This is a genomic window from Streptomyces sp. SD31 (assembly GCF_052068475.1).
Lineage (GTDB): Bacteria > Actinomycetota > Actinomycetes > Streptomycetales > Streptomycetaceae > Streptomyces.
The window spans coordinates 16288-35115 of record NZ_JBQHCX010000011.1 but is presented as its reverse complement, the minus strand read 5'-3'; the positions used below and the strand labels follow the sequence as shown (position 1 = coordinate 35115).

At 72.0% G+C, this 18828-nt stretch carries 19 protein-coding genes and 1 pseudogene; 8 read left to right on the top strand and 12 right to left on the bottom strand.

Annotated elements, in window-relative coordinates; genetic code table 11:
* Positions 1-189 precede the first annotated feature (189 nt).
* The 5 genes and pseudogenes from ACTMVF_RS23820 to ACTMVF_RS23800 form a co-directional block, all read right to left on the bottom strand.
* Positions 190-1485, bottom strand: a complete 1296-nt coding sequence (locus ACTMVF_RS23820; protein WP_441273132.1) for an MDR family MFS transporter — start codon at positions 1483-1485, stop codon at positions 190-192.
* A gap of 38 nt (positions 1486-1523) precedes the next feature.
* A complete protein-coding gene (locus ACTMVF_RS23815) occupies positions 1524-2051 on the bottom strand; it encodes an aspartate carbamoyltransferase (RefSeq protein ID WP_441273131.1) in 528 nt (175 codons plus the stop codon).
* On the bottom strand, positions 2038-2487 hold the full coding sequence (locus ACTMVF_RS23810; RefSeq protein ID WP_441273130.1) for a MarR family winged helix-turn-helix transcriptional regulator: 450 nt from the start codon (positions 2485-2487) through the stop codon (positions 2038-2040). The genes ACTMVF_RS23815 and ACTMVF_RS23810 overlap by 14 nt, the downstream gene beginning before the upstream one ends.
* Before the next feature lie 118 nt (positions 2488-2605).
* Complete coding sequence (locus ACTMVF_RS23805; RefSeq protein ID WP_441273129.1) at positions 2606-3388, bottom strand: TSUP family transporter; 783 nt, start codon at positions 3386-3388, stop codon at positions 2606-2608.
* A 95-nt stretch (positions 3389-3483) separates the two neighbouring features.
* Positions 3484-3933: pseudogene (locus tag ACTMVF_RS23800) on the bottom strand (SDR family NAD(P)-dependent oxidoreductase); the annotation flags it as partial.
* Positions 3934-3984: 51 nt separating this feature from the next.
* On the opposite strand from ACTMVF_RS23800, the gene ACTMVF_RS23795 reads away from it, so the two are divergent.
* On the top strand, positions 3985-4533 hold the full coding sequence (locus ACTMVF_RS23795; RefSeq protein WP_441273128.1) for a hypothetical protein: 549 nt from the start codon (positions 3985-3987) through the stop codon (positions 4531-4533).
* Here the strand turns inward: ACTMVF_RS23795 and ACTMVF_RS23790 are convergent.
* The 4 genes from ACTMVF_RS23790 to ACTMVF_RS23775 all read right to left on the bottom strand — a co-directional run bounded on the left by ACTMVF_RS23790 (position 4524) and on the right by ACTMVF_RS23775 (position 7696).
* Complete coding sequence (locus tag ACTMVF_RS23790; RefSeq protein ID WP_441273127.1) at positions 4524-5438, bottom strand: SDR family oxidoreductase; 915 nt, start codon at positions 5436-5438, stop codon at positions 4524-4526. The two genes, ACTMVF_RS23795 and ACTMVF_RS23790, sit on opposite strands and share 10 nt — an antisense overlap.
* Positions 5439-5533: 95 nt before the next feature.
* Positions 5534-5908, bottom strand: a complete 375-nt coding sequence (locus tag ACTMVF_RS23785; RefSeq protein ID WP_441273126.1) for a DUF4180 domain-containing protein — start codon at positions 5906-5908, stop codon at positions 5534-5536.
* A 70-nt stretch (positions 5909-5978) separates the two neighbouring features.
* Positions 5979-6608: an MBL fold metallo-hydrolase gene (locus ACTMVF_RS23780; protein WP_441273125.1), complete on the bottom strand. Its 630-nt coding sequence runs from the start codon at positions 6606-6608 to the stop codon at positions 5979-5981.
* Positions 6608-7696, bottom strand: coding sequence for an S-(hydroxymethyl)mycothiol dehydrogenase (locus tag ACTMVF_RS23775; protein WP_441273124.1), 1089 nt, complete (start codon positions 7694-7696; stop codon positions 6608-6610). Before ACTMVF_RS23775 ends, ACTMVF_RS23780 begins: the two co-directional genes overlap by 1 nt.
* A gap of 213 nt (positions 7697-7909) precedes the next feature.
* Between ACTMVF_RS23775 and ACTMVF_RS23770 the strand changes: the two genes are divergently transcribed.
* Complete coding sequence (locus ACTMVF_RS23770; RefSeq protein WP_441273123.1) at positions 7910-9655, top strand: MBL fold metallo-hydrolase; 1746 nt, start codon at positions 7910-7912, stop codon at positions 9653-9655.
* Complete coding sequence (locus ACTMVF_RS23765) at positions 9652-10401, top strand: sulfite exporter TauE/SafE family protein (protein ID WP_441273353.1); 750 nt, start codon at positions 9652-9654, stop codon at positions 10399-10401. The genes ACTMVF_RS23770 and ACTMVF_RS23765 overlap by 4 nt, the downstream gene beginning before the upstream one ends.
* A 73-nt stretch (positions 10402-10474) precedes the next feature.
* Here the strand turns inward: ACTMVF_RS23765 and ACTMVF_RS23760 are convergent, their stop codons facing one another.
* Positions 10475-10762 carry a metal-sensitive transcriptional regulator gene (locus ACTMVF_RS23760; RefSeq protein WP_030051803.1) on the bottom strand — a complete coding sequence of 96 codons (288 nt, stop codon included), beginning with the start codon at positions 10760-10762 and terminating at the stop codon, positions 10475-10477.
* Positions 10763-10837: 75 nt separating this feature from the next.
* On the opposite strand from ACTMVF_RS23760, the gene ACTMVF_RS23755 reads away from it, so the two are divergent.
* A complete protein-coding gene (locus ACTMVF_RS23755; protein ID WP_441273122.1) occupies positions 10838-11434 on the top strand; it encodes a rhodanese-like domain-containing protein in 597 nt (198 codons plus the stop codon).
* Here ACTMVF_RS23755 and ACTMVF_RS23750 read toward each other — a convergent pair.
* The gene (locus ACTMVF_RS23750; protein WP_441273121.1) at positions 11427-12020 is read right to left on the bottom strand and encodes a transketolase; all 594 of its coding nucleotides are present in this window, start codon (positions 12018-12020) and stop codon (positions 11427-11429) included. The genes ACTMVF_RS23755 and ACTMVF_RS23750 overlap by 8 nt on opposite strands.
* Positions 12021-12274: 254 nt before the next feature.
* On the opposite strand from ACTMVF_RS23750, the gene ACTMVF_RS23745 reads away from it, so the two are divergent.
* Genes ACTMVF_RS23745 through ACTMVF_RS23730 form a run of 4 tightly spaced genes read left to right on the top strand, consistent with a single transcriptional unit; the run spans position 12275 to position 17698 of the window.
* Complete coding sequence (locus ACTMVF_RS23745; RefSeq protein ID WP_441273120.1) at positions 12275-13045, top strand: isopentenyl transferase family protein; 771 nt, start codon at positions 12275-12277, stop codon at positions 13043-13045.
* A 38-nt stretch (positions 13046-13083) separates the two neighbouring features.
* On the top strand, positions 13084-14376 hold the full coding sequence (locus tag ACTMVF_RS23740; RefSeq protein ID WP_441273119.1) for an FAD-binding protein: 1293 nt from the start codon (positions 13084-13086) through the stop codon (positions 14374-14376).
* Complete coding sequence (locus ACTMVF_RS23735; RefSeq protein ID WP_441273118.1) at positions 14373-15905, top strand: TIGR00730 family Rossman fold protein; 1533 nt, start codon at positions 14373-14375, stop codon at positions 15903-15905. The genes ACTMVF_RS23740 and ACTMVF_RS23735 overlap by 4 nt, the downstream gene beginning before the upstream one ends.
* 29 nt (positions 15906-15934) lie before the next feature.
* On the top strand, positions 15935-17698 hold the full coding sequence (locus ACTMVF_RS23730; protein WP_441273117.1) for an ABC transporter ATP-binding protein: 1764 nt from the start codon (positions 15935-15937) through the stop codon (positions 17696-17698).
* A 133-nt stretch (positions 17699-17831) separates the two neighbouring features.
* On the opposite strand, the gene ACTMVF_RS23725 is transcribed toward ACTMVF_RS23730, so the two are convergent.
* Positions 17832-18677, bottom strand: a complete 846-nt coding sequence (locus ACTMVF_RS23725) for a (2Fe-2S)-binding protein (RefSeq protein WP_441273116.1) — start codon at positions 18675-18677, stop codon at positions 17832-17834.
* Positions 18678-18828: the final 151 nt, after the last annotated feature.

Genomic DNA, 18828 nt, shown 5'->3' with positions numbered 1-18828 from the left:
TCATGCGCCTGCCCGCCCCCGCGTCCCCGCCTGGAAGCCCGTGTTGACCGCCATCAGCTCGCCGACCGCCATGCGGTCGTGCGCGTACTGCCGACGCAGGCCCCGCCCGGCAGGTAGCGGTCAGCCGATGTCGGCGCACCCGGGGCGGCGGCCACCGTGCGGGGCTTGCTCCTCGCAAGCGCACGCCGTTCACGCCACGTCATCGGCATGCTCTTCCTTCGACCGCTCCGTGGTGCGCTCCGGTACGGGGGCGGCCAGTCCGGGGATTCGTCGGCCGACGAGCAGGTAGATGGCCACACTGGCCAGGGCGAAGGAGCCGACACCGAGGAACATGGTGGTGCCGCCGTAGGCCGCGAGCAGTAGGCCTCCCGTGTAGGGGCCGATGAAGACGCCGAGTTGGGCGAAGGTCTGTGCGCCGAAGTACGAGCCTCGGCGGTCCTCCGGCGCGATCCGGTCGATGATGGCGAACTCCGCCGGATAGATGAGGATCTCGCCGAGCGAGAACACCACCATTGCGGCGACGAAGTGCCAGAGCTCCTGCGCGAACGCGAAGCCGGCCATGCCACCGACGGTCAGCAGACCACCGACGAGGATGGACGTCACGGGATTGCGCTTGTCCATGAACCGGGAAACGGACAACTGCAGGACCACCACGGTCACCGCGTTGGCGGTCAGTACGTATCCCAGGATCGCGGTGCCGTCGGCGAAGCCGTCGGAGAGATGCTGCGCGAGCAGCGAGGAGACCCGGCCATGCACGGCCTCCAGCAGTAGTCCGGCAAGGATGAGGAACAGCAGACGCGAGTCGCTCGCCACGACCCGCGCGCTCTCCGCGAGCCCTTTGAGCACGCTGCCGAAGAGCTGGGTCTGCCCGCCGCCGGTGGCCGTCCGGCTGGGCTCGCGGTCCGACGCGGACGAGGAGGTCAACAGCAGCACCCCGGCCAGGCCGAGCAGGTAGACGCCGTAGCCGAGCGCGCCGACGAGGAACGCCGACCGGTCACCAGCCAGACCCACCGCCGCGCCGACGACCGGACCGACGGCGAACCCCATGTTGGTGGTCACGTACTGGTAGGAGAACCACTTCACCCGCCGGCCCGGCGGGAGCAGGTCGCTCAGCAGCGCCTTGCCCACGGGCCCGAAGGAACTGCTGGCGAGCGCCATCGTCGCGTTGAAGACGAACACCGCGAGGACGCCGTGGCTGAAGTAGAGGCCCACGAACGAGCCGATCACTCCCATGAGGGAGATCAGCAGCAGCCGGGTCCGGCCGACGAGGTCGGAGAGCGAACCTCCGACGAACCCGGCGAAGATCGAGAAGAACACCGACGAGCCGATGATGAAGCCGATCATGCCCGGCTGGAGCCCGAGTTCCTTGTGGAGGAACACGGCCAGGAAGGGCACGGTGACCGAGTTGGCCAGGCTCATGATGCCGGAGCCGACGATCAGCACCCGGGCGAGCACGGGCGGGGACGCGGTGGTGGTGTCGGTCATCGCGGTGTCGTGCCCTTGTCCCCGCCCCCTCTTCCGCATCAATGACCAGACTCGGCGTGCGCGCCGTGGTCACCGAGCTGGGCCTCGAACCAGTCGTGCAAGGCGTCAACCAGTGCAGAATCCTTGGTGGTGTAGGCCAGGGTGGCCCCGTCGGCACGCTCCTCGTAGCGCACCTCAATACGGTCATGCCCGTCCCGCAGTTGGGCGAGGCCGGGCATGTCGGCGCCGTGGATCCGGGCAGGGTCGGCGAAGTCACCCCGACCGAACGCTTCCGCCTCCTTGCGCAGATGAGCGCGTATCAGACCGGTCTGCTCCGTATCGCCGCTCTGGTCGGCCACGACATCCTGGACACCTCCCGTCGCCGTGGGGGTGAAGCGGTGGGTGGTCTGCTCGAGGTCGAAGGGCATCACACTCTTGCCCCGCTCGGCCACTAACGCCTGCCGCTCGCTCCGGTCTTCGCCCGACTCCTGCTGCGAGCCGCCCGCCAGCAGGGCGACAGCCGTCACGGCGCCGGCGAGCACCACACCCGCGCCCGCCACCAGGGCCCGGCGCCTACTGCTCTTCATCCAATGCCTCCACCATCACATCGAGGGCATGCAGCACGCCCGCTCTTTCATGGGCCGGGATCGAATCGAGCAGCCGGGAGAACCGCTCCCGCCGTGCTTCAGCCAGGTTCTGCGCCGCCCGCTGCCCCAAAGCGGTGAGCCGCAGGACAACGCCGCGTCCGTCGTGGGGCGCCGGAGCGCGTTGCACCCAGCCACGGGCGGACATCTGACCCACCAGCCGGCTCACCGTGCTCTTTTGCAGCCGCAGCCGACGGGTGAGTTCGACCTGCCGCATCTCGTGCTCCTGGGCCAGCTCACCCAAGGCATGTGCCTCGGAGACCGAGATCGGTTGGCCACAAGGGGTTGTTTCCGGCTGATGCAGCCCGAAGGCCCGAACGAAGCTTCCCAGCGCCTCTTGGAGGACGGCCGGGTCATCAGCCCTGTGATCCCTGGACATGGTTCGACCGTACAACCAGAAGGTTCGATGGCACAACCAGTCTGGAGGTGTGCTCGGGCTGAGTCGCTGACGCGGACGTGCGGAGCCGGGGCACCTGAGCTGTGGCGGAGCGTGGGCCTCAAGCGAGGGTCTGTGCGGCGTAGAAGGTGCCGAGGACGGCGGCCAGGCCGCCGAGGAGGAGGCGTAGCGTGGTCTCGGGCAGGTGGGGCTGGAGGCGGGCACCGAGGTAGCCGCCGACCAGTCCGCCCAGCCCGCAGGCCAGCCCGAGCCACCAGCTGGGTGCGACGTCGCCGCCGATCAGGGACAGCAGCGCATAGGCACCCGCGCCGACGATCGAGGTGGCGAACGTCGCGGCGAGCGCGGCCGGTGCCACCCGCGCCATGGGCAGCCCCCGGGCGGCGAGGATCGGCCCGAGGAGGGATCCGCCGCCGATGCCGTAGATCCCGCCGACGACCCCCACCGCCACGGCAAGGGTGGTGAGCGCAGCCGGGGACGGCTCCGCCGCCGCACCCGCCCGGACGGGGGCCGGGGCGAGGGTGCGGACGCACAGCCACACCCCAAGTGGCAGGAGCAGGGCGGCGATCAGCAGTCGGAAGACACCCGGACCGGGAAGAGCGAAGACGCGTATCGCGGCGCCGAGGACGACGCCGGGAAGCGTGCCGGCGACCAGGCGCCGGGCCAGGCCGCCGCGCAGAGCGCCATCGCGGCGGTACCGCCACAGGGCGCCTGGCCCAGCCACCACATTGAACAGCAGATTCGTCGGCGTGATCGCCGGATTGGGCACGCCGAAGACGCTCAAGTGGACCGGAAGGAGGAACACCGCTCCGGACACGCCGACCGGCGCGGTCACCATCGCGATCAGCAGGCCCGCGGCCAGGCCTGCCCACACCGTCCAGTCCACCCTGCTCCCCGCCCCTTGGTCGCCGCCCGGTCAGTATCGGCCCGCCGGGCGCCGGCGGAACGCATCAGCAACGAGATGTTCACACGAGCAGCCAGAGCTCCCGGGGCGGCAGCCGCACTCGCAATCGAACTCAACACGCTGGACTTGGCAGAGAAGGCGGCGCGACAGCAGCGGTAGGTGCCGGTCAGGGTGACGTCGAGGTCGCGGGCCCATGCCTCGTCCGGGCCGTCCTCGAAGAGCGGGGTGTCGGGGGTGCAGGAGGCCGCGCTGTTGACCAGGACGTCGAGCGAGCCGAAGGTGTCGGCGGCGTGGGCGACGGCCGCCTCGACGGACGCCCGGTCCCCCACGTCGCACGCGAGCGCCTGCGCCGCGAGGCCTTCCTCCCGCAGCGTCGCCGCGGTCTTCTCGGCCTCGGGCCCGTCCCTGTCGGTCACCAGCACCCGGGCCCCCTCCTGCGCGAACCGTCGAGCGGTGGCGGCGCCGATGCCGCGAGCCGCGCCGGTGACGAGAACTCCGTGGCCTGCGAAGCGTGTTGTGTCCGTCATGACGCCGAACCGTACTGCCGTGATGATCGTTCGGGCAGATAGCGTGCCGCCATGTCCGCGTTCATTCAGCAACTCCCCGCGCTCATCGGCGTCGTCATCGGCGCGCTCGGTTCGTATCTGGTGGTCGTGCGGGGCGACCAGGTGAGGTTTCGGCGGGAGCAGGCGGCGCGGTGGGAGGAGCGGCGGCTCGCGGTGTACGCCGACTACGCGCAGTCGGTCAAGAAGACGGTCACGGTGACGTACCGGGTCGCGGCCGAGCTCGGCAACGACCCGCACCCGGATCCCCTGCCCCTCGAAGAAGCCAAGCCGCTGCTGGCCGACGCCACCACCCGCCGGGATCCCTCGGGTGAAGCGCTGATCATGCTGGGCAGCCCCGAGGTGGTGGACAAGGCACGGGCGTGGGTCGTGACGGCGATGGAGATGGAGCGGTTCGTGCGCGAGAGCAGGAGGGACTCCGAGGCCTGGCGGGCGCTCCTGGAGCGGCAGCGCGCCGGACGCGAGGGCTACTACACGGCGGTGCGGGAGGATCTCGGCCTGCCGCCGGGCCACTCTGCGCGCTGGCCGCTCCGCACGGGCGACCCGGTACCGCCTCAGCGGTAGCCCGTCGTGTCCGCCGGCTTCCCCGCGTCCTGGACCTCGACGAGATACCGCCACGCGTCGGGGCGACTGCCGTCGAGGTCCGTGAAGCCGTAGACCTGTGCGAGCTGCCCGCTGGAGAGCGACGCGCCGTTCCAGCGGGACACGTCGGGGTCGGCGGCGAGGGCGGCGACGGCGCGGCCGACGTAGCGCGGTGTCTCGGAGATGGCGAAGTGCGGGACGCGTTCGAGGGCGTCGCGCCAGTTGTCCTCCCGCACCTCGAAGGTTTCCAGCATCATCTCCGAGCGCAGCCAGCCCGGGGTCAGCGCGACGGCCGTGGCGCCGCGCGGTCCGAGTTCGTGGCCGAGGGAGAAGGCCATGCGCAGGACGGATGACTTGGCGAGGTCGTAGAAGAAGGAGCTGCGGTAGTGGTCGCCGTTGTAGTCGGCCGTGCCGTCGGTCATCTCGACCACGAGTCCGCCGGGGTGGCGCAGGAGCAGGGGCAGGGCGTGGTGGTTGGTGATCGCGTGGGTCTCGACCGCGAGCCGCAGCAGCCTGAGGCCCTTGTCGAGGTCGTGCTCCCAGATCGGGCTGTCCCAGGCGAAGAGCTTCTCGCCGCCCCAGATGTCGTTGACGAGGATGTCGAGACGGCCCTGTTCGTCCGCGACGCGGTCCACGAGGGTGCGGACCTGTGCCGGGTCGAGATGGTCGGTGGGTACGGCGATGCCGTGGCCGCCGGCCTCGGTGACCAGGTCGGCGGTGTCCTCGATCGTCTCGGGGCGGTCGTACTCCGAGCGCCGGGCGCGAGTGCTGCGTCCCGTCACGTAGACGGTGGCGCCGGCCGCGCCGAGCTCGACGGCGATGCCCCGTCCGGCTCCCCGTGTCGCCCCCGCGACGAGTGCGACCTTGTCCTTGAGCGGCTGTGACATGTCCGGCCTCCCGACCCTGTACGAGCGATGTCGCTTTCGAGGGTGCCGGGGAAGCCGGACATCTTCTGTCGTCTTTTACTCGGCCTGCTGAGGGGTCACCCGGCCGGGCGCAGCCGCGCGTCGAGTGCGTCGTAGGTCGGCAGGAACCAGATGTGGCCGCCGTTGTTGGTCTCGTGCACGAAGTCGCGCAGGGCCGTGCTCTCGGCGATGTGGTGGGAGACGTCGCCGACGACGGCGAGGCGTACCCGGTAGTTCACGAACTTCTGCATGACCGCGCCCGCGACGCCTGACCGGAGTCGGAAGAACTCGTCCGCGACCCGCTCCACCGGCACCGCGACCAACTCGGCCTCCTGCCCGTAGGCGTCGCCGATGAGATCGAGCGCCGCGCTCTCGCCGTCCAGGGGCGGGCCGTCGGGAGCGCAGCGCAGGACGCGTACGTCATGCAGGGTCACGAGCGTGTTGGTGGTCATGGGGCGCGATCGTATGGCCGGCTCTCGTCCCCGACGATTGGTTTTCCGGCCCTGACGACGATTTCCGGCCTCAGTGGCCCCGGTCGATCCACTCCTGCAGGTGTGGCAGCTCCGCGCCGATGGTGGTCGCGTCGCCGTGGCCGGTGAGGACCTTGGTCCCGGGCGGCAGGGTGAGGAGGCGGGCGCGGATCGAGTCGATGATCGTCGGGAAGTGGGAGTAGGAGCGGCCGGTGGCGCCGGGGCCGCCCTGGAAGAGGGTGTCGCCGGTGAAGACGACGCCCAGTCCGGGGTCGTGCAGGCAGACCGCGCCCGGAGCGTGGCCCGGCGTGTGCAGGACCGTGAGGTCGGCGCCCGCGGCCTCGATGATCTGGCCGTCCTGGAGGTGGGCGTCGGGGTCGCGGTCCGGATGGGTCTGCTTCCACAGCGGCAGGTCGTCGGGGTGGAGCCAGATCGTGGCGCCGGTGCGGTCGGCCAGGGCGGGTGCGGCGTCGATGTGGTCGTTGTGGGCGTGGGTGCACACGATCGCGGTCAGGCGCCGGTCGCCGACGGCCTCGGCGATGGCGTCGGCGTCATGGGCGGCGTCGATGACGATGACCTCGTGGTCGTCGCCGACGATCCACACGTTGTTGTCGACGTCCCAGGTGCCGCCGTCAAGGCTGAACTGCCCGGAGATCACGAGGCGTTCGATGCGGGCGGCCATCAGAGCATCACCACCGAGCGCAGGACGTCGCCGTGGTGCATTCGCTCGAACGCCTTCTCCACCTCGTCCAGTTGGATGGTCTCGGTCACGAACGCCTCCAGGTCCAGGCGGCCTTGCAGATGCAGGTCGATCAGCATCGGGAAGTCCCGGGAGGGCAGGCAGTCGCCGTACCAGGAGGACTTCAGCGCGCCGCCGCGGCCGAAGACGTCCAGCAGCGGCAGCTCCAGCTTCATGTCGGGGGTGGGCACTCCGACGAGGACGACCGTGCCGGCGAGATCGCGGGCGTAGAAGGCCTGCTGGTACGTCTCGGGACGGCCGACCGCCTCGATCACCACGTCCGCGCCGAAGCCGCCGGTCAGCTCGCGAATCGCCGCCACCGGGTCGGTCTCGCGCGAGTTGACCGTGTGGGTGGCGCCCATCGTGCGGGCCTTGTCCAGCTTGCGGTCGTCGATGTCCACGGCGATGATCTTCGCCGCTCCTGCCAGGTTCGATCCGGCGATCGCCGCGTCGCCGACGCCGCCGCAGCCGATCACCGCGACCGTGTCGCCCCGGCCGACGTGTCCGGTGTTGATCGCGGCACCGATTCCGGCCATCACGCCGCAGCCCAGCAGACCGGCGACCTGTGGGGCCACCGCCGCGTCGACCTTGGTGCACTGCCCGGCCGCGACGAGGGTCTTCTCCGCGAAGGCGCCGATACCGAGCGCCGGGGAGAGTTCCTGTCCGGTCGAGGCCAGAGTCATCTTCTGCGTCGCGTTGTGGGTGTCGAAGCAGTACCAGGGCCGGCCGCGCAGACAGGCCCGGCATGTCCCGCACACCGCACGCCAGTTGAGGATCACGAAGTCACCGGGCGCGACCTCCGTGACGCCGGCGCCGACCGACTCCACCACGCCGGCCGCCTCGTGGCCCAGCAGGAAGGGGAAGTCGTCGCTGATGCCGCCCTGTTTGTAGTGCAGGTCGGTGTGACAGACCCCGCAGGCCTGCACCTGTACGACGGCTTCTCCCGGCCCCGGGTCCGGCACGACGATCGTCTCCACGCGCACGGCCTCACCCTTGCCCGGTGCGATCACGCCCCGTACTTCCTGCGCCATGGTGCTGACCCTTCACTAGCGGCTCTCCGTCCACCTCCGACCCTAGACGTGACTGATCAGTAAAGGCACGCGGGAGGGCCTTCACATCTGCTTCCGGCCATCTTCCAAAAATACCCCCGGGGGTACCCTGCTACTGTGGTCCATATACCCCCGGGGGTAAATCTCCGACCGGGGCTAACAGGCTTCACCAGGAGACAGGAGAGGAGTGCTGCCGTGTACTTCGTCGACACCATCGACGTGCCGGGACTGGGCAACCGCGGCTATCTGGCGGGCGGCGCGCACAGCGCCGCGGTGGTCGATCCGCCCAGGGACATCGACCGGATGATCGCCGCCGCCGCGCGGCGGGGCGTGCGCATCACCCACGTCGTGGAGACCCACGTCCACAACGACTACGTGACCGGGGGGCTGGAACTGGCCCGGATCACCGGCGCCGCCTATCTCGTGCCGACCGCGGCACGAGTCGGGTACGAGCGGGTGCCGGTCGCCGACGGGGACCGTACGCGGATCGACGACGGCCTGGAACTGCGTGCCCTGGCCACTCCCGGGCACACCCCGCACCACACCTCGTACGTCCTGGAAGAGGCGGGTCACTCCGTGGCCGTCTTCACCGGCGGCTCCCTGCTCATCGGCACCGTCGGGCGGCCCGACCTGGTCGAGCCGGGGCTGACGGGGCGGCTGGCGCGGGCGCAGTACGACTCCGCGCACCGGCTGGCCGCCGAGTTGCCGGACGAGACGGCGGTCCTGCCGACGCACGGCTTCGGCAGCTTCTGCTCCGCCACGCAGGCCGCGGGCGAGGCGGTGACGACGATCGGGCGTGAGCGCACCGTGAACGAAGCCCTGGTGAAGGACGTCGACGCGTTCGTCGCCGACCTGCTCGCCGGGCTGGACGACATCCCCGCGTACTACGCGCACATGGGTCCGGCGAACGCACAGGGCCCCGCTCCGGTGGACCTGACGCCACCCCGCCAGGCCGACCCCGAGGAGCTCGCGGCACGGCTGGCCGCCGGGGAGTGGGTGGTGGATCTGCGCAACCGGGTCGCGTTCGCGAAGGGGCATGTCGCCGGGTCGCTCAACTTCGAGGCCGAGGGGCAGCTCGCCACCTATCTGGCCTGGCTGCTGCCGTGGGGCAAGCCGGTCACCCTGCTCGCCGAGACGCCGGCCCAACTGGCCGACGCACAGCGGGAACTCGTCCGGGTCGGCATCGACCGACCGGCCGCGGCCGCGACCGGCTCCCCCGCCGACTGGATACGGCAGGGCGAGCGGCCGCACTCCTTCCCGCGCGGCACCTTCGCCGAACTGGCCGCGGCCCTACCGGCCACTTCCCGACCGGTCGCTGCTCGACCGACCGCAGCCCGACCAGCCGCACAGGACACCGTCGTGGTCCTGGACGTGCGGCGCGACAACGAGCTCGAGGCCGGCCACATCAAGGGCTCGCTGCACATTCCGCTGCACCAACTGCGCGGCCGTCTCCGGGAGATACCGGACGGCACCGTGTGGGTGCACTGCGCCGGCGGTATGCGGGCCGCCATCGCCGCCTCGCTGCTCGACGCGGCGGGACGCGACGTGGTCGCCGTCGACGACGGGTTCGCGGCGGCGCGTGACGCCGGGCTGCCCATGGCACGCATCACCCCGGCCGAGGCCGGGGAGCGGGCCGGCTCGGACGCCGTCCTGCTGGACGTCCGCGAGCCCGACGAGTGGGCCGCGGGGCACGCCCCGGGCGCCGTACTCGCGCCGCTGTCCTCGCTCACGGCCGGGGGGCCGCTGCCGAAGGCCGCGCAGGGCCGCCCGATCATCGCGATCTGCCGCTCCGGCAAGCGCTCCCGCGAGGCCGCGGCCCTGCTCACCGCGCGCGGCGGCACGGATGTCGTGGACGTCATCGGCGGTATGCGGGCCTGGGCCGAGGCGGGGCTTCCCGTGGTGGCGGAGCCGGGGGCCGGCACCCCCGGCCGGTGCCGGTGAGCACCCTGGTCCTCGGCCTGCTCGCCGGTGGCGTCACCGGGCTGGCGCTCGGGGCGCTGGGGGGTGGCGGCAGTGTGCTGGCCGTGCCCGCGTTGATGTACCTGCTCGGTTCCACGCCCGCCGCGGCCGCCACCGCGAGTCTGGTCGTCGTCGCCGTCACCTCCGCCACGGCGCTCGCCGCGCACGCCCGCGAGGGCACGGTGCGGTGGCGCGTCGGAGCCCTGTTCGCCGGGGCGGGCCTGCTGCCGGCGGCGGTCGGCGGTGCGCTGTCCGGGCGCCTGCCTCCCGCGCTGCTCACCGCGGCGTTCGCGGTGATCGCCGTTCTCGCCGCGCTGCGCATGCTCCGGCCGTCGGCCTCCGTACGGCACCACGACGTGCCCGTGCGGCGCGGTCAGGTCGTCCGGGCCGGAGCGGGTCTCGGTGCGGTGACCGGGGTGCTCGGAGTGGGCGGCGGCTTCCTCGCCGTACCGGCGCTGGTGAACGTGGTGGGGCTGCGCATGTGGGCCGCCGTGGGCACCAGTCTGCTGGTCATCGCCGTCAACTCGCTGGTCGCGCTGGCGGCCCGGGCCGGCTCGGCCGAGAGCCTCGACTGGACCACCGTCGGGCCGTTCGCCGCGGCCGCGATACTCGGCGCGTGGGACGGCAGGCGTCTCGCCGCGAAGGTCTCGGGCGGCACACTTCAGCGGATCTTCGCGTACGTCCTGCTGGCGGTGGCCGTGTTCATGCTGGCCGACGCCGTCGTGTGACGACCGGGCGTACGGCAACGGCCCTGCCGGCCCCGGCCCGGATGTGTCCCCCTGGCAACCGGGCCGGCGCCTCCTATGCCAGCGACAGGAACAGCTTCTCCAGCCGTGCCTTCATCTGCTCCGTCGTCTCGCCGTTGCTCCGGCCCTTCTCGGCGTCGGTGAGGCACTGCTGCAGCCCGGTCGCGATGATCGCGAAGCCGGCCCGGTCGAGGGCGCGGGAGGCGGCGGCCAGCTGGGTGACGACGTCCTCGCAGTCGCGGCCCTCCTCGATCATCTTGATCACTCCGGAGATCTGCCCCTGCGCCCGGCGCAGCCGGTTCAGCACCGACTTGAGGTCATCGCCCTCGAACTGCAGCTCCACGATCGCTCCCCTACCTACCCCACTACATACCCTTGGGGGTATTTTACCTCCTCCTCGGAAAGGATCTCATTTCCCATGACCGCACCCCACGTCCCCCTCGCCCTCGACGTCGAAGAGGCCCGCACCCGACTGCCCGGCCTGACCGTCCTCGACGTCCGCACGCCGGGCGAGTACGCCACAGGTCATCTGCCCGACGCCCTGAACATCCCCCTGGACCGGCTCGAGAGCGCTCTGCCGGCCCTGCGCCGGCTCCCCGGCGAGCAGCTCTTGGTGGTGTGCGCCTCCGGGGCCCGCTCGGAGAACGCCTGCCGCGTCCTCGCCGAGCACGGCGTCCGGGCCATGACCCTGACGGGCGGCACCCAGGCCTGGGCGCAGCGCGGGCACGAGCTGCACCGGCCCACAGCGACCTCCCGCGCCACCTGGTCCATGGAGCGCCAGGTCCGGTTCACCGCCGGGGCGATCGTCCTGACCGGTCTCGGGCTCGGACTCCTGCACCCCGCCTGGCAGTTGCTGTCCGCCGGTGTCGCGGGCGGCCTCGTCTTCTCGGCGCTCACCAACACCTGCGGCATGGCCGTACTGCTGTCGAAGCTCCCGCACAACCGCCCGCGCCCCGCGGACCTCGAAGCGACTCTGGCCACCCTGGCTCAGCGCGGGGAGGCGCCGGTCACCTGAGGAAGTCCCGGACGGCCCGGGCGAGGACGTCCTCGTCCAGGCCGTCCGCGCCGCCCAGGGGCAGCAGCCGGTGCGGTACGTGCACCAGGGTCTCCGCGACATGCCGGGCCGACAGACCTGGCGGTCCGGGCTCGACGAGTACGACGTCCGCGTGGTCGGCGGCCAGTACGGCCGTGCGCAGGCCGACCTCGTCGAAGGGGCGGAGGGTGGCCGCGTAGAGCACGGCCAGGTCGAGGCCGACTGTGGCGCGCAGTACGGGGTCGAGGGCGGCGCCGACCGCGAGGACGACGCCGTCGAATCCCTCCCGGACGAGTTCGAAGCCTTCTGCCGGGCAGCGCGCCTCGGTGTTGGACTCCTCGGACAGATGCACGTACGCCCGCTCGCCGCGCCGCACGGCGCGCCCGATCGCATGGCGCACCTCGTCCGGATGACCGGGGACGTGGACGCTCCAGCGCGGGTCGTTGGCGAACCGCGCCAGTTCCTCCACGGCGCGGTAGCCGACCAGGACGGTGCCGCGGCCGGCCGGCCCGGCGGGGCGGGCGGCGGGCAGGGATTCGGCGACGGCCTGCAGCATGTCGGGGTGCACGGCATGTCCTCCTGGAGACGGGTTCCCATGGCGCGTCATGAAGGCGTTGAGAAAAAATGCGACGGCCACTCATATGGCTTGGAATTCCCCGAAGTCGCTCCCGCCAACTAGTCCCGCTTGAACCTTTAACAAGCTCACAGGAATGTGGCCGTCTCTTTGCCCGGTCCAGGCTTTCCACTGGGTGTCAGCTCAAGCCGTGCTGCGTAACTTGACAGTGGTCTTTCCAGTACCCGAAGCGGAAGGGACACCCCGCCATGGCAGAGAACGAAACGTCCTCCACGGTCCGTCCGTTCGTCCATCTGATCGCGGGGCCGACCGGCGTCGGCAAGAGCGCGGCGGCCACCGAACTGGCCCGGGCGACCGGCGCCCCGATCGTCGTCGCCGACCGCCTGCAGTGCTTCACCGATCTCGCCACCACGAGCGCCCGCGCCGGGGCCGAGGTGCCGGGCGTGCGCCGCCACTGGCTCGGGGACCGGACGTTCGCCGACGGCGACCTGTCCGCGACCGAGGCCACGGACGCGCTCATCGAGATCGTGGGGCGGCTCGCCGACCGGCATCGGCTGGTGATCGTCGAGGGTGGCTCGATCTCGCTGCTGCGGGAGCTGTGCGTCCGCCGACCACGGCTCGACTGGCGACTGACGGTCCGTCTCCTGCCGCCTCCCCCGTACGACGTGTACCTCGCCGACCTGACCCGTCGGGCCCGGGAGATGCTCACGCCGGGCGTCTGCGGTCCGGGTCTGCTCCAGGAGCTGGCCGCGCTCTGGCACGATCCGCGGCAACGGCGGCTGGCCGCGTCCGTCAACGGATTCGAGGCGGTGCTCGAATGCTGCGCCAAATACTCACTTGATGTGGGGGCCATCGACAAACAGGAAATCCCCGAACACATCCTGCGTCGGATCGCCGCTCTCATCGCCGAGCGGCATGCGGAACACGGCATTCTCCAACATCGCGTGTTCACGGAGATTTTCGAGAACGCGACGACGGATGCCGCATTCGACTTCGGCATGCTGGAGCGTGCGGCATGACGGGCGCGTCCGGGGTGAAGCCAGGGGGGAAGTCAGAGGTGAAGGAAGCCTCCACCGATTTCGGTCATATCGTCGGCTCCAGTCCGCTCGGCGTGCTCCCGGCCCGCTCCGCCGCCGACGTACAGGAACTCGTCTCCTTCGCCGGGCCGCACGGGCTGCCGGTCTCCGCGCGCGGCGCCGGGCAGGCCGTGTACGGGCAGGGGCAGGCGCACGGCGGCTACGTCGTCGACATGGGCGCTTTCGACGACGTGCGCTGCGCGCCGGCCGAGCGGACGCTGACCGCCGGGGCCGGCGCGCTGTGGCGCGACGTCGTGCGGGCCGCGCTCGCCGCGGGGCTCACCCCACCGGTGCTGCCCGACCACCTCGGCGGCAGCGTCGGCGGGCTGCTGAGCACCGGAGGTTTCGGCGGCTCCAGCCATCGGTACGGTCCGGTGGCCGACTGGGTACGGGAGTTGGAGGTCGTCACCGGCACCGGCGAACGGCTGGTCTGCGCCCCCGACCGGCGGCCGGACCTCTTCCGCGCGGTCCTGGCGGGGCTCGGCCAGTGCGCCCTGATCCTCGGCGCCACCCTCGCCCTGGTGCCCGCGCCGACCTATGTGCGCCGCTACCGCCTCTATCACGACGCCCCGGCCGGCTACCTCACCGATCAGCGGCGACTGGCCCGCGACAGCCGCTTCAGCCATGTCGCGGGCCAGGCGCGACCCGCGCTCGGCGGGACATGGCGCTACATGATCGAGGCGGTCGTGCCGCACGACGGCGGACCACCCGACGACGAGCTGTTGATCGGCGACCTGGACCACGACCGCGACACCGAGGAGATCGCGGACCTGTCGTACGCCGAGTACGTGCACCGCCTGGACCGTGACGAGCGGCTGCTGCGCGCCACGGGTGAGTGGGACCGCCCGCACCCCTGGCTCACCCTGCTGCTGCCGGAGGAGGCGGCGGGCTCCTTCGTCCCGGCCGTGCTGGCCGAGGGGGCCCAGCAGGGCCTGCGTTTCTGCGGCACGGTCCAGCTCCGCCCGCTGACGGGCCGCACGCTGCACACCCCGCTGCTGCGCAGGCCCGCGGGCGAACTCCTCTGTCTGCTCGCCCTGATGCGCACGGCACCGCCCGCCGCCCCGGGCGTCGTACGGCGTCTGGTCGCCGCCAACCGGGCGCTGTACGAGCGGGCCAGGGCCGTCGGCGGCGTCCTCCACCCGGTCGGCGCCCTGCCGATGTCGCCCGGGGACTGGCGCGCCCACTTCGGCCCCGTCTGGCCCGATCTCGTCCGCGCCAAGGACCTGTACGACCCGCACCACGTCCTGACCAGGGGGTACGGCCTGTGGACATGACCGCCGCGGCCCCCGTGACCGCCGTGACCGTCTTCTGCGGCGCCTCCCCCGGCCGCGGCCCCGGGCATGTGCGCACCGCCGCCGAACTCGGCCGCGCGCTGGCCGGAGCGGGCCTGCGGCTGGTCTACGGCGGTGCGCGCACCGGCCTCATGGGCGCCGTCGCGGACGGGGCACTGGGCGCCGGCGGGGCGGTGACCGGAGTCGTGCCGCGCCTGATGCTGTCGTACGAGATCACCCACACGGGACTCACCGATCTCGTCGTGGTCGGGGACATCCATGAGCGCAAGGCGCGGATGGCCGCGGAGGGCGATGCCTTCGTGGCCTTGCCGGGTGGGCTGGGCACGGCGGAGGAGTTGCTGGAGGTGCTGTCCTGGGCGCAGCTGCGGATCCACCGCAAACCGTGTCTGCTCCTCGACCCGTCCGGTTTCTACCGCCCCCTGCTGTCCTTCCTGGAGCACGCGCGGGACGAGGGCTTCCTGCATCCCGGGGACATGGAGCGGATCGTCGTGTGCGCGTCGGTCGAGGAGGTGGTGGCACGGCTGACGCGGGCGCGCGAGGCGCCCGCGCGGGCGGCGGACGCGGTGCGGGTGCCGCGGGGGCGTGTCGCGTTCCTGTTCTCGGCCGCCGGCTCGCAGCGGCCGGGCATGGGGCGGGCGCTCCATGGCTCCTCCCCGGTGTTCGCCGACGCCCTCGACGAGGTGTGCGGGCTGCTGGACCCGTACGTGGACGTGCCGTTGCGGGAGGTGATGTTCGCCGAGGCGGGTACGCCCAGCGCCGCCCTGCTCGATCGGGTCGCGTTCGGGTATCCGGCGATCTTCGCGCTGCAGGTCGCGCAGTACCGGCTGCTGCGGAGTCAGGGTGTGCGCCCGGACGTGCTGTTCGGGTACTCGGCCGGGCACATGGCCGCCGCGCACGCGGCAGGCGTGCTGTCCCTGCCGGACGCGTGTCGTGCGGTCGGCACGCTGGCCCGGCTCGCGGACGCGCTGCCGAAGACGGGGTGCATGGCGGCCGTGGAGGCGTCCCCCGCCGAGCTGAGCCCCGGGCCGGGGGCGGTGATCGCGGCGGTCAACGGGCCACGGTCGGTGGTCGTGTCGGGAGACCGTGCGGCGGTGCGGCGGATCTGCGAGGAGTGGGCGGCCCGCGGACGCCGTACGCATCCGCTCCGCCTGGACGTGGCACCCCACTCCCCCCATTTCGACGCCCTGCTCGAGGACTACCGCCGCGCCTTGGCGTCGCTCGACCTGCGGTCCCCGCGCCTGCCCCTGCTCTCCGACACCACCGCCGAGCCGGTCGGGGCCGAGGCGGCCGCGCCGGACTTCTGGGCGCGGGCGATGCGCGCGCCGGTCCGCTTCGCGGACGCGGTCGGCCGGCTGCACCGCGACGGTGTGACCGTCTGCGTCGAGCTCGGGCCCGGTGACGTCCTGACCGGCATGCTCGACGGCTGCCTGCCCGACGGCGCCCGGCGGCCCCTGGCACTCGCCGTGGCACGAAACTGGCAGGCTCCACGGGAGGGGGCCGACGTAGCCTGAGTGCTCCGTACGACTCCTGAGGAGCCTCGTTGAGCATCGCAGCGACCGAGACCGCCCCGCCCACCTGGCGGCTGCTCCTGGGCTACGTACGCCCGCACCGGTGGGCCCTGCTCGCGGGCGCCGTGCTCTCGCTGGTCACGGGCGCCACCGGGCTGCTGCTGCCGCTGGTGGCGCGGGAGTTGATCGACGACCTCTCCCACGACCGGGCCATCACCGGCGCGCTGCTGATCATGTCCGGACTGGTGGTCGGCAACGCCGCGGTGGGCGCGCTTGGTTCGTATGTGCTGCGGCGCACCGCCGAGTCGGTGGTGCTCGGCGCGCGGCGCGCCCTGTCGTCGTATCTGCTGCGGCTGCGCATCGCCGCCGTGGACCGCAGCGAGCCGGGCGATCTGATGGCCCGTATCACCTCGGACACGACGCTGCTGCGCGAGGTCACGACCGACTCGCTGGTGGGCCTCGGCACCGGCGGGCTGACGCTGGTGGCGACGGTGGTGATGATGGGCCTGGTGGATCCGGTGCTGCTGGCCGTCACGCTCGCCGTGATCCTGGGCGCCGGGACGATCCTCGGCGTGATCGTGCCGCGCATCAACCGGGCCAGCCGTCGGGCGCAGGACGCGGTCGGAGTGATGGGGGCCTCGCTGGAGCGGATTCTCGGCGCGCTGCGCACGGTGAAGGCGTCGGGGGCCGAGCACCGGGAGGAACGGACGCTGCACGAGGCCGCCGAGGAGTCGTGGCGGCAGAGCGTACGGGCCGCCAAGTGGTCGGCGGCGGCGGGCAACACGGCCGGACTCGCCATGCAGATCGCTTTCATCACGGTGCTCGCGGTGGGCGGGGCACGGGTGGCGACGGGGGCGATCGACATCGGCACGCTGGTCGCCTTCCTGCTGTACGTCTTCTATCTGATGTCGCCGATCCAGCAGGTCGTCGGCGCGATCACGCAGTACCAGACGGGCTCGGCGGCGCTCGCCCGGATCCAGGAGGCGCTGCGGCTGCCCGCCGAACCGGCCGCCGCGCCCGCGCCGTTGCCCGTCGCCGGGGTGGCGGGGCCGGCCGCGGTCGCGTTCGACGACGTGCGCTTCCGGTACGCCGACGATCTGCCGTACGTCCACCACGGGGTGACGTTCGCCGTGCCGGCCCAGGGCATGACGGCGTTCGTCGGCCCGTCCGGCGCGGGCAAGACGACCGTGTTCTCCCTCATCGAGCGGTTCTACGACCCCGAGGGCGGGACCATCACGCTCGACGGGCGGGACCTCGCCGAGTGGGAGCTGGCCCAACTGCGTTCCGCGATCGGCTATGTGGAGCAGGACGCCCCGGTCCTGTCCGGTTCGCTGCGGGACAACCTGCTGCTGGGCAACCCGGACGCGGACGGCGACGCCGTCACGCGCGTACTGAAGACGACCCGCCTGGACGGCCTGGTCGCCCGGCTGCCCGCCGGCCTCGACACGCTCGTCGGTCACCGGGGCACCAAGCTCTCCGGCGGCGAACGCCAGCGCGTCGCCATCGCCCGCGCCCTGCTGCGCCGACCCCGCCTGCTGCTCCTGGACGAGGCCACCTCGCAGCTCGACGCGGTGAACGAGGCGGCGTTGCGTGACACGGTCGCCGATGTCGCCCGTACGACCACGGTGCTGGTCGTCGCGCACCGGCTGTCGACGGTGACGATGGCCGACCGGATCGTGGTGATGGACGCGGGCCGGGTGCGCGCGGTGGGCACGCACCGAGAACTCGTGGCGGCCGATCCGCTGTACGCGGAGCTCGCGGCGACGCAGTTCCTGGCGACGCGCTCCGCTGGGTAGCGGCCGCGATGGGGAGTGCCGTGTTGTGTTGTCGGGCGTCTGCGGCGCCATCGTGGCTTGTCACACCCAGGCGGCGGAGCCGCATCTCGAAGGCAGCCCCGCGCCCCTTGAGGGGCGCTGCCGACAGGCCGTTTCAGCTCTGGAGACGGCGCAGGCGTTCCGCGTCGCAGATGCGGGGGCAGGTGGCGCACGCCTCGTCGGGGCGGATCGTGTAGTACATGCAGCAGCCGGTGCGGGTGCGTGTCGGGTGCCGTCGCCCGTCGTCGGTCGTCAGGTGACGGAAGTCGGCGCCGCCGGGGTACGGGGTCACCGCGGTCGGCAACAGCCGGGTGGCCGCCGCTACGGCTTCGTCCTCGCGGTCGAGCGTCCGGCCGAGGTACCAGATACCGGAGACGAGGTCGTCGGCGACCATGCCCCACAGGGCGCGAGAGCCGCGTCGCGCGACGGGGCCGATCGCGTCCAGGAGCGGACCCATGTGATCGGCGACGGCGGCACGCAACTCCACGCGCAGCGCCTCGTCATGAGGGGCCGTCAGCACACCGGGGAGGGTGGCCGCCGGGTCATCGGCCAGGCAGGTGAGGTCGTTCCCGGGCGTGAGGGTGAACTCGGCCGAGTCGATGTCCAGGCGCAGGTCCTCCGGCCGGATCCGCGGCACGCGGCGTTCGAGGTACCAGGCTCCGCTCATGAGCAGCGAGACCGACCAGGCGTAGTCGTGCAGGGCGCGCGAGGCGGCGACGTGGCGACGCGGAACGCTCCCGTAGCGGTCGTGAATTCGGGCCGTCTCCGCCGCCACGAAGGCGTCGAGCACGGCCTCGTCCTTCACCAGCTCCGCCGCCGACACGCCCCCTCGGGCGCCCGCCGTGCCGGGCTCGGCGACCCGCACGGACAGGACGTCGCAGAGGCCGGTCAGCCGCGTGTAGACATCACCGAGCGTACGCGCGACGGCGCCGACCGCCGGGGGCGTCGAGGTCACGGACATCGGTGCTCCTGTGGGAGGTTTCAACGGAAGCAGACTAGGTAAGGCTTACCTTACACGGATGATCAAGGGAAAACACCAGGTGAACCGCGAGCGCCTGATCATCTATTGCGCATGTCACAGTGATCTCACAGCAGTTGAACTATAAAGCAAG

Coding starts and splice junctions, on each gene's coding strand:
- ACTMVF_RS23820 (WP_441273132.1), bottom strand. CDS start 1,485: ATGACCGACACCACCACCGCGTCCCCGCCCGTGCTCGCCCGGGTGCTG.
- ACTMVF_RS23815 (WP_441273131.1), bottom strand. CDS start 2,051: ATGAAGAGCAGTAGGCGCCGGGCCCTGGTGGCGGGCGCGGGTGTGGTG.
- ACTMVF_RS23810 (WP_441273130.1), bottom strand. CDS start 2,487: ATGTCCAGGGATCACAGGGCTGATGACCCGGCCGTCCTCCAAGAGGCG.
- ACTMVF_RS23795 (WP_441273128.1), top strand. CDS start 3,985: ATGTCCGCGTTCATTCAGCAACTCCCCGCGCTCATCGGCGTCGTCATC.
- ACTMVF_RS23790 (WP_441273127.1), bottom strand. CDS start 5,438: ATGTCACAGCCGCTCAAGGACAAGGTCGCACTCGTCGCGGGGGCGACA.
- ACTMVF_RS23785 (WP_441273126.1), bottom strand. CDS start 5,908: ATGACCACCAACACGCTCGTGACCCTGCATGACGTACGCGTCCTGCGC.
- ACTMVF_RS23780 (WP_441273125.1), bottom strand. CDS start 6,608: ATGGCCGCCCGCATCGAACGCCTCGTGATCTCCGGGCAGTTCAGCCTT.
- ACTMVF_RS23775 (WP_441273124.1), bottom strand. CDS start 7,696: ATGGCGCAGGAAGTACGGGGCGTGATCGCACCGGGCAAGGGTGAGGCC.
- ACTMVF_RS23755 (WP_441273122.1), top strand. CDS start 10,838: ATGACCGCACCCCACGTCCCCCTCGCCCTCGACGTCGAAGAGGCCCGC.
- ACTMVF_RS23745 (WP_441273120.1), top strand. CDS start 12,275: ATGGCAGAGAACGAAACGTCCTCCACGGTCCGTCCGTTCGTCCATCTG.
- ACTMVF_RS23735 (WP_441273118.1), top strand. CDS start 14,373: ATGACCGCCGCGGCCCCCGTGACCGCCGTGACCGTCTTCTGCGGCGCC.
- ACTMVF_RS23725 (WP_441273116.1), bottom strand. CDS start 18,677: ATGTCCGTGACCTCGACGCCCCCGGCGGTCGGCGCCGTCGCGCGTACG.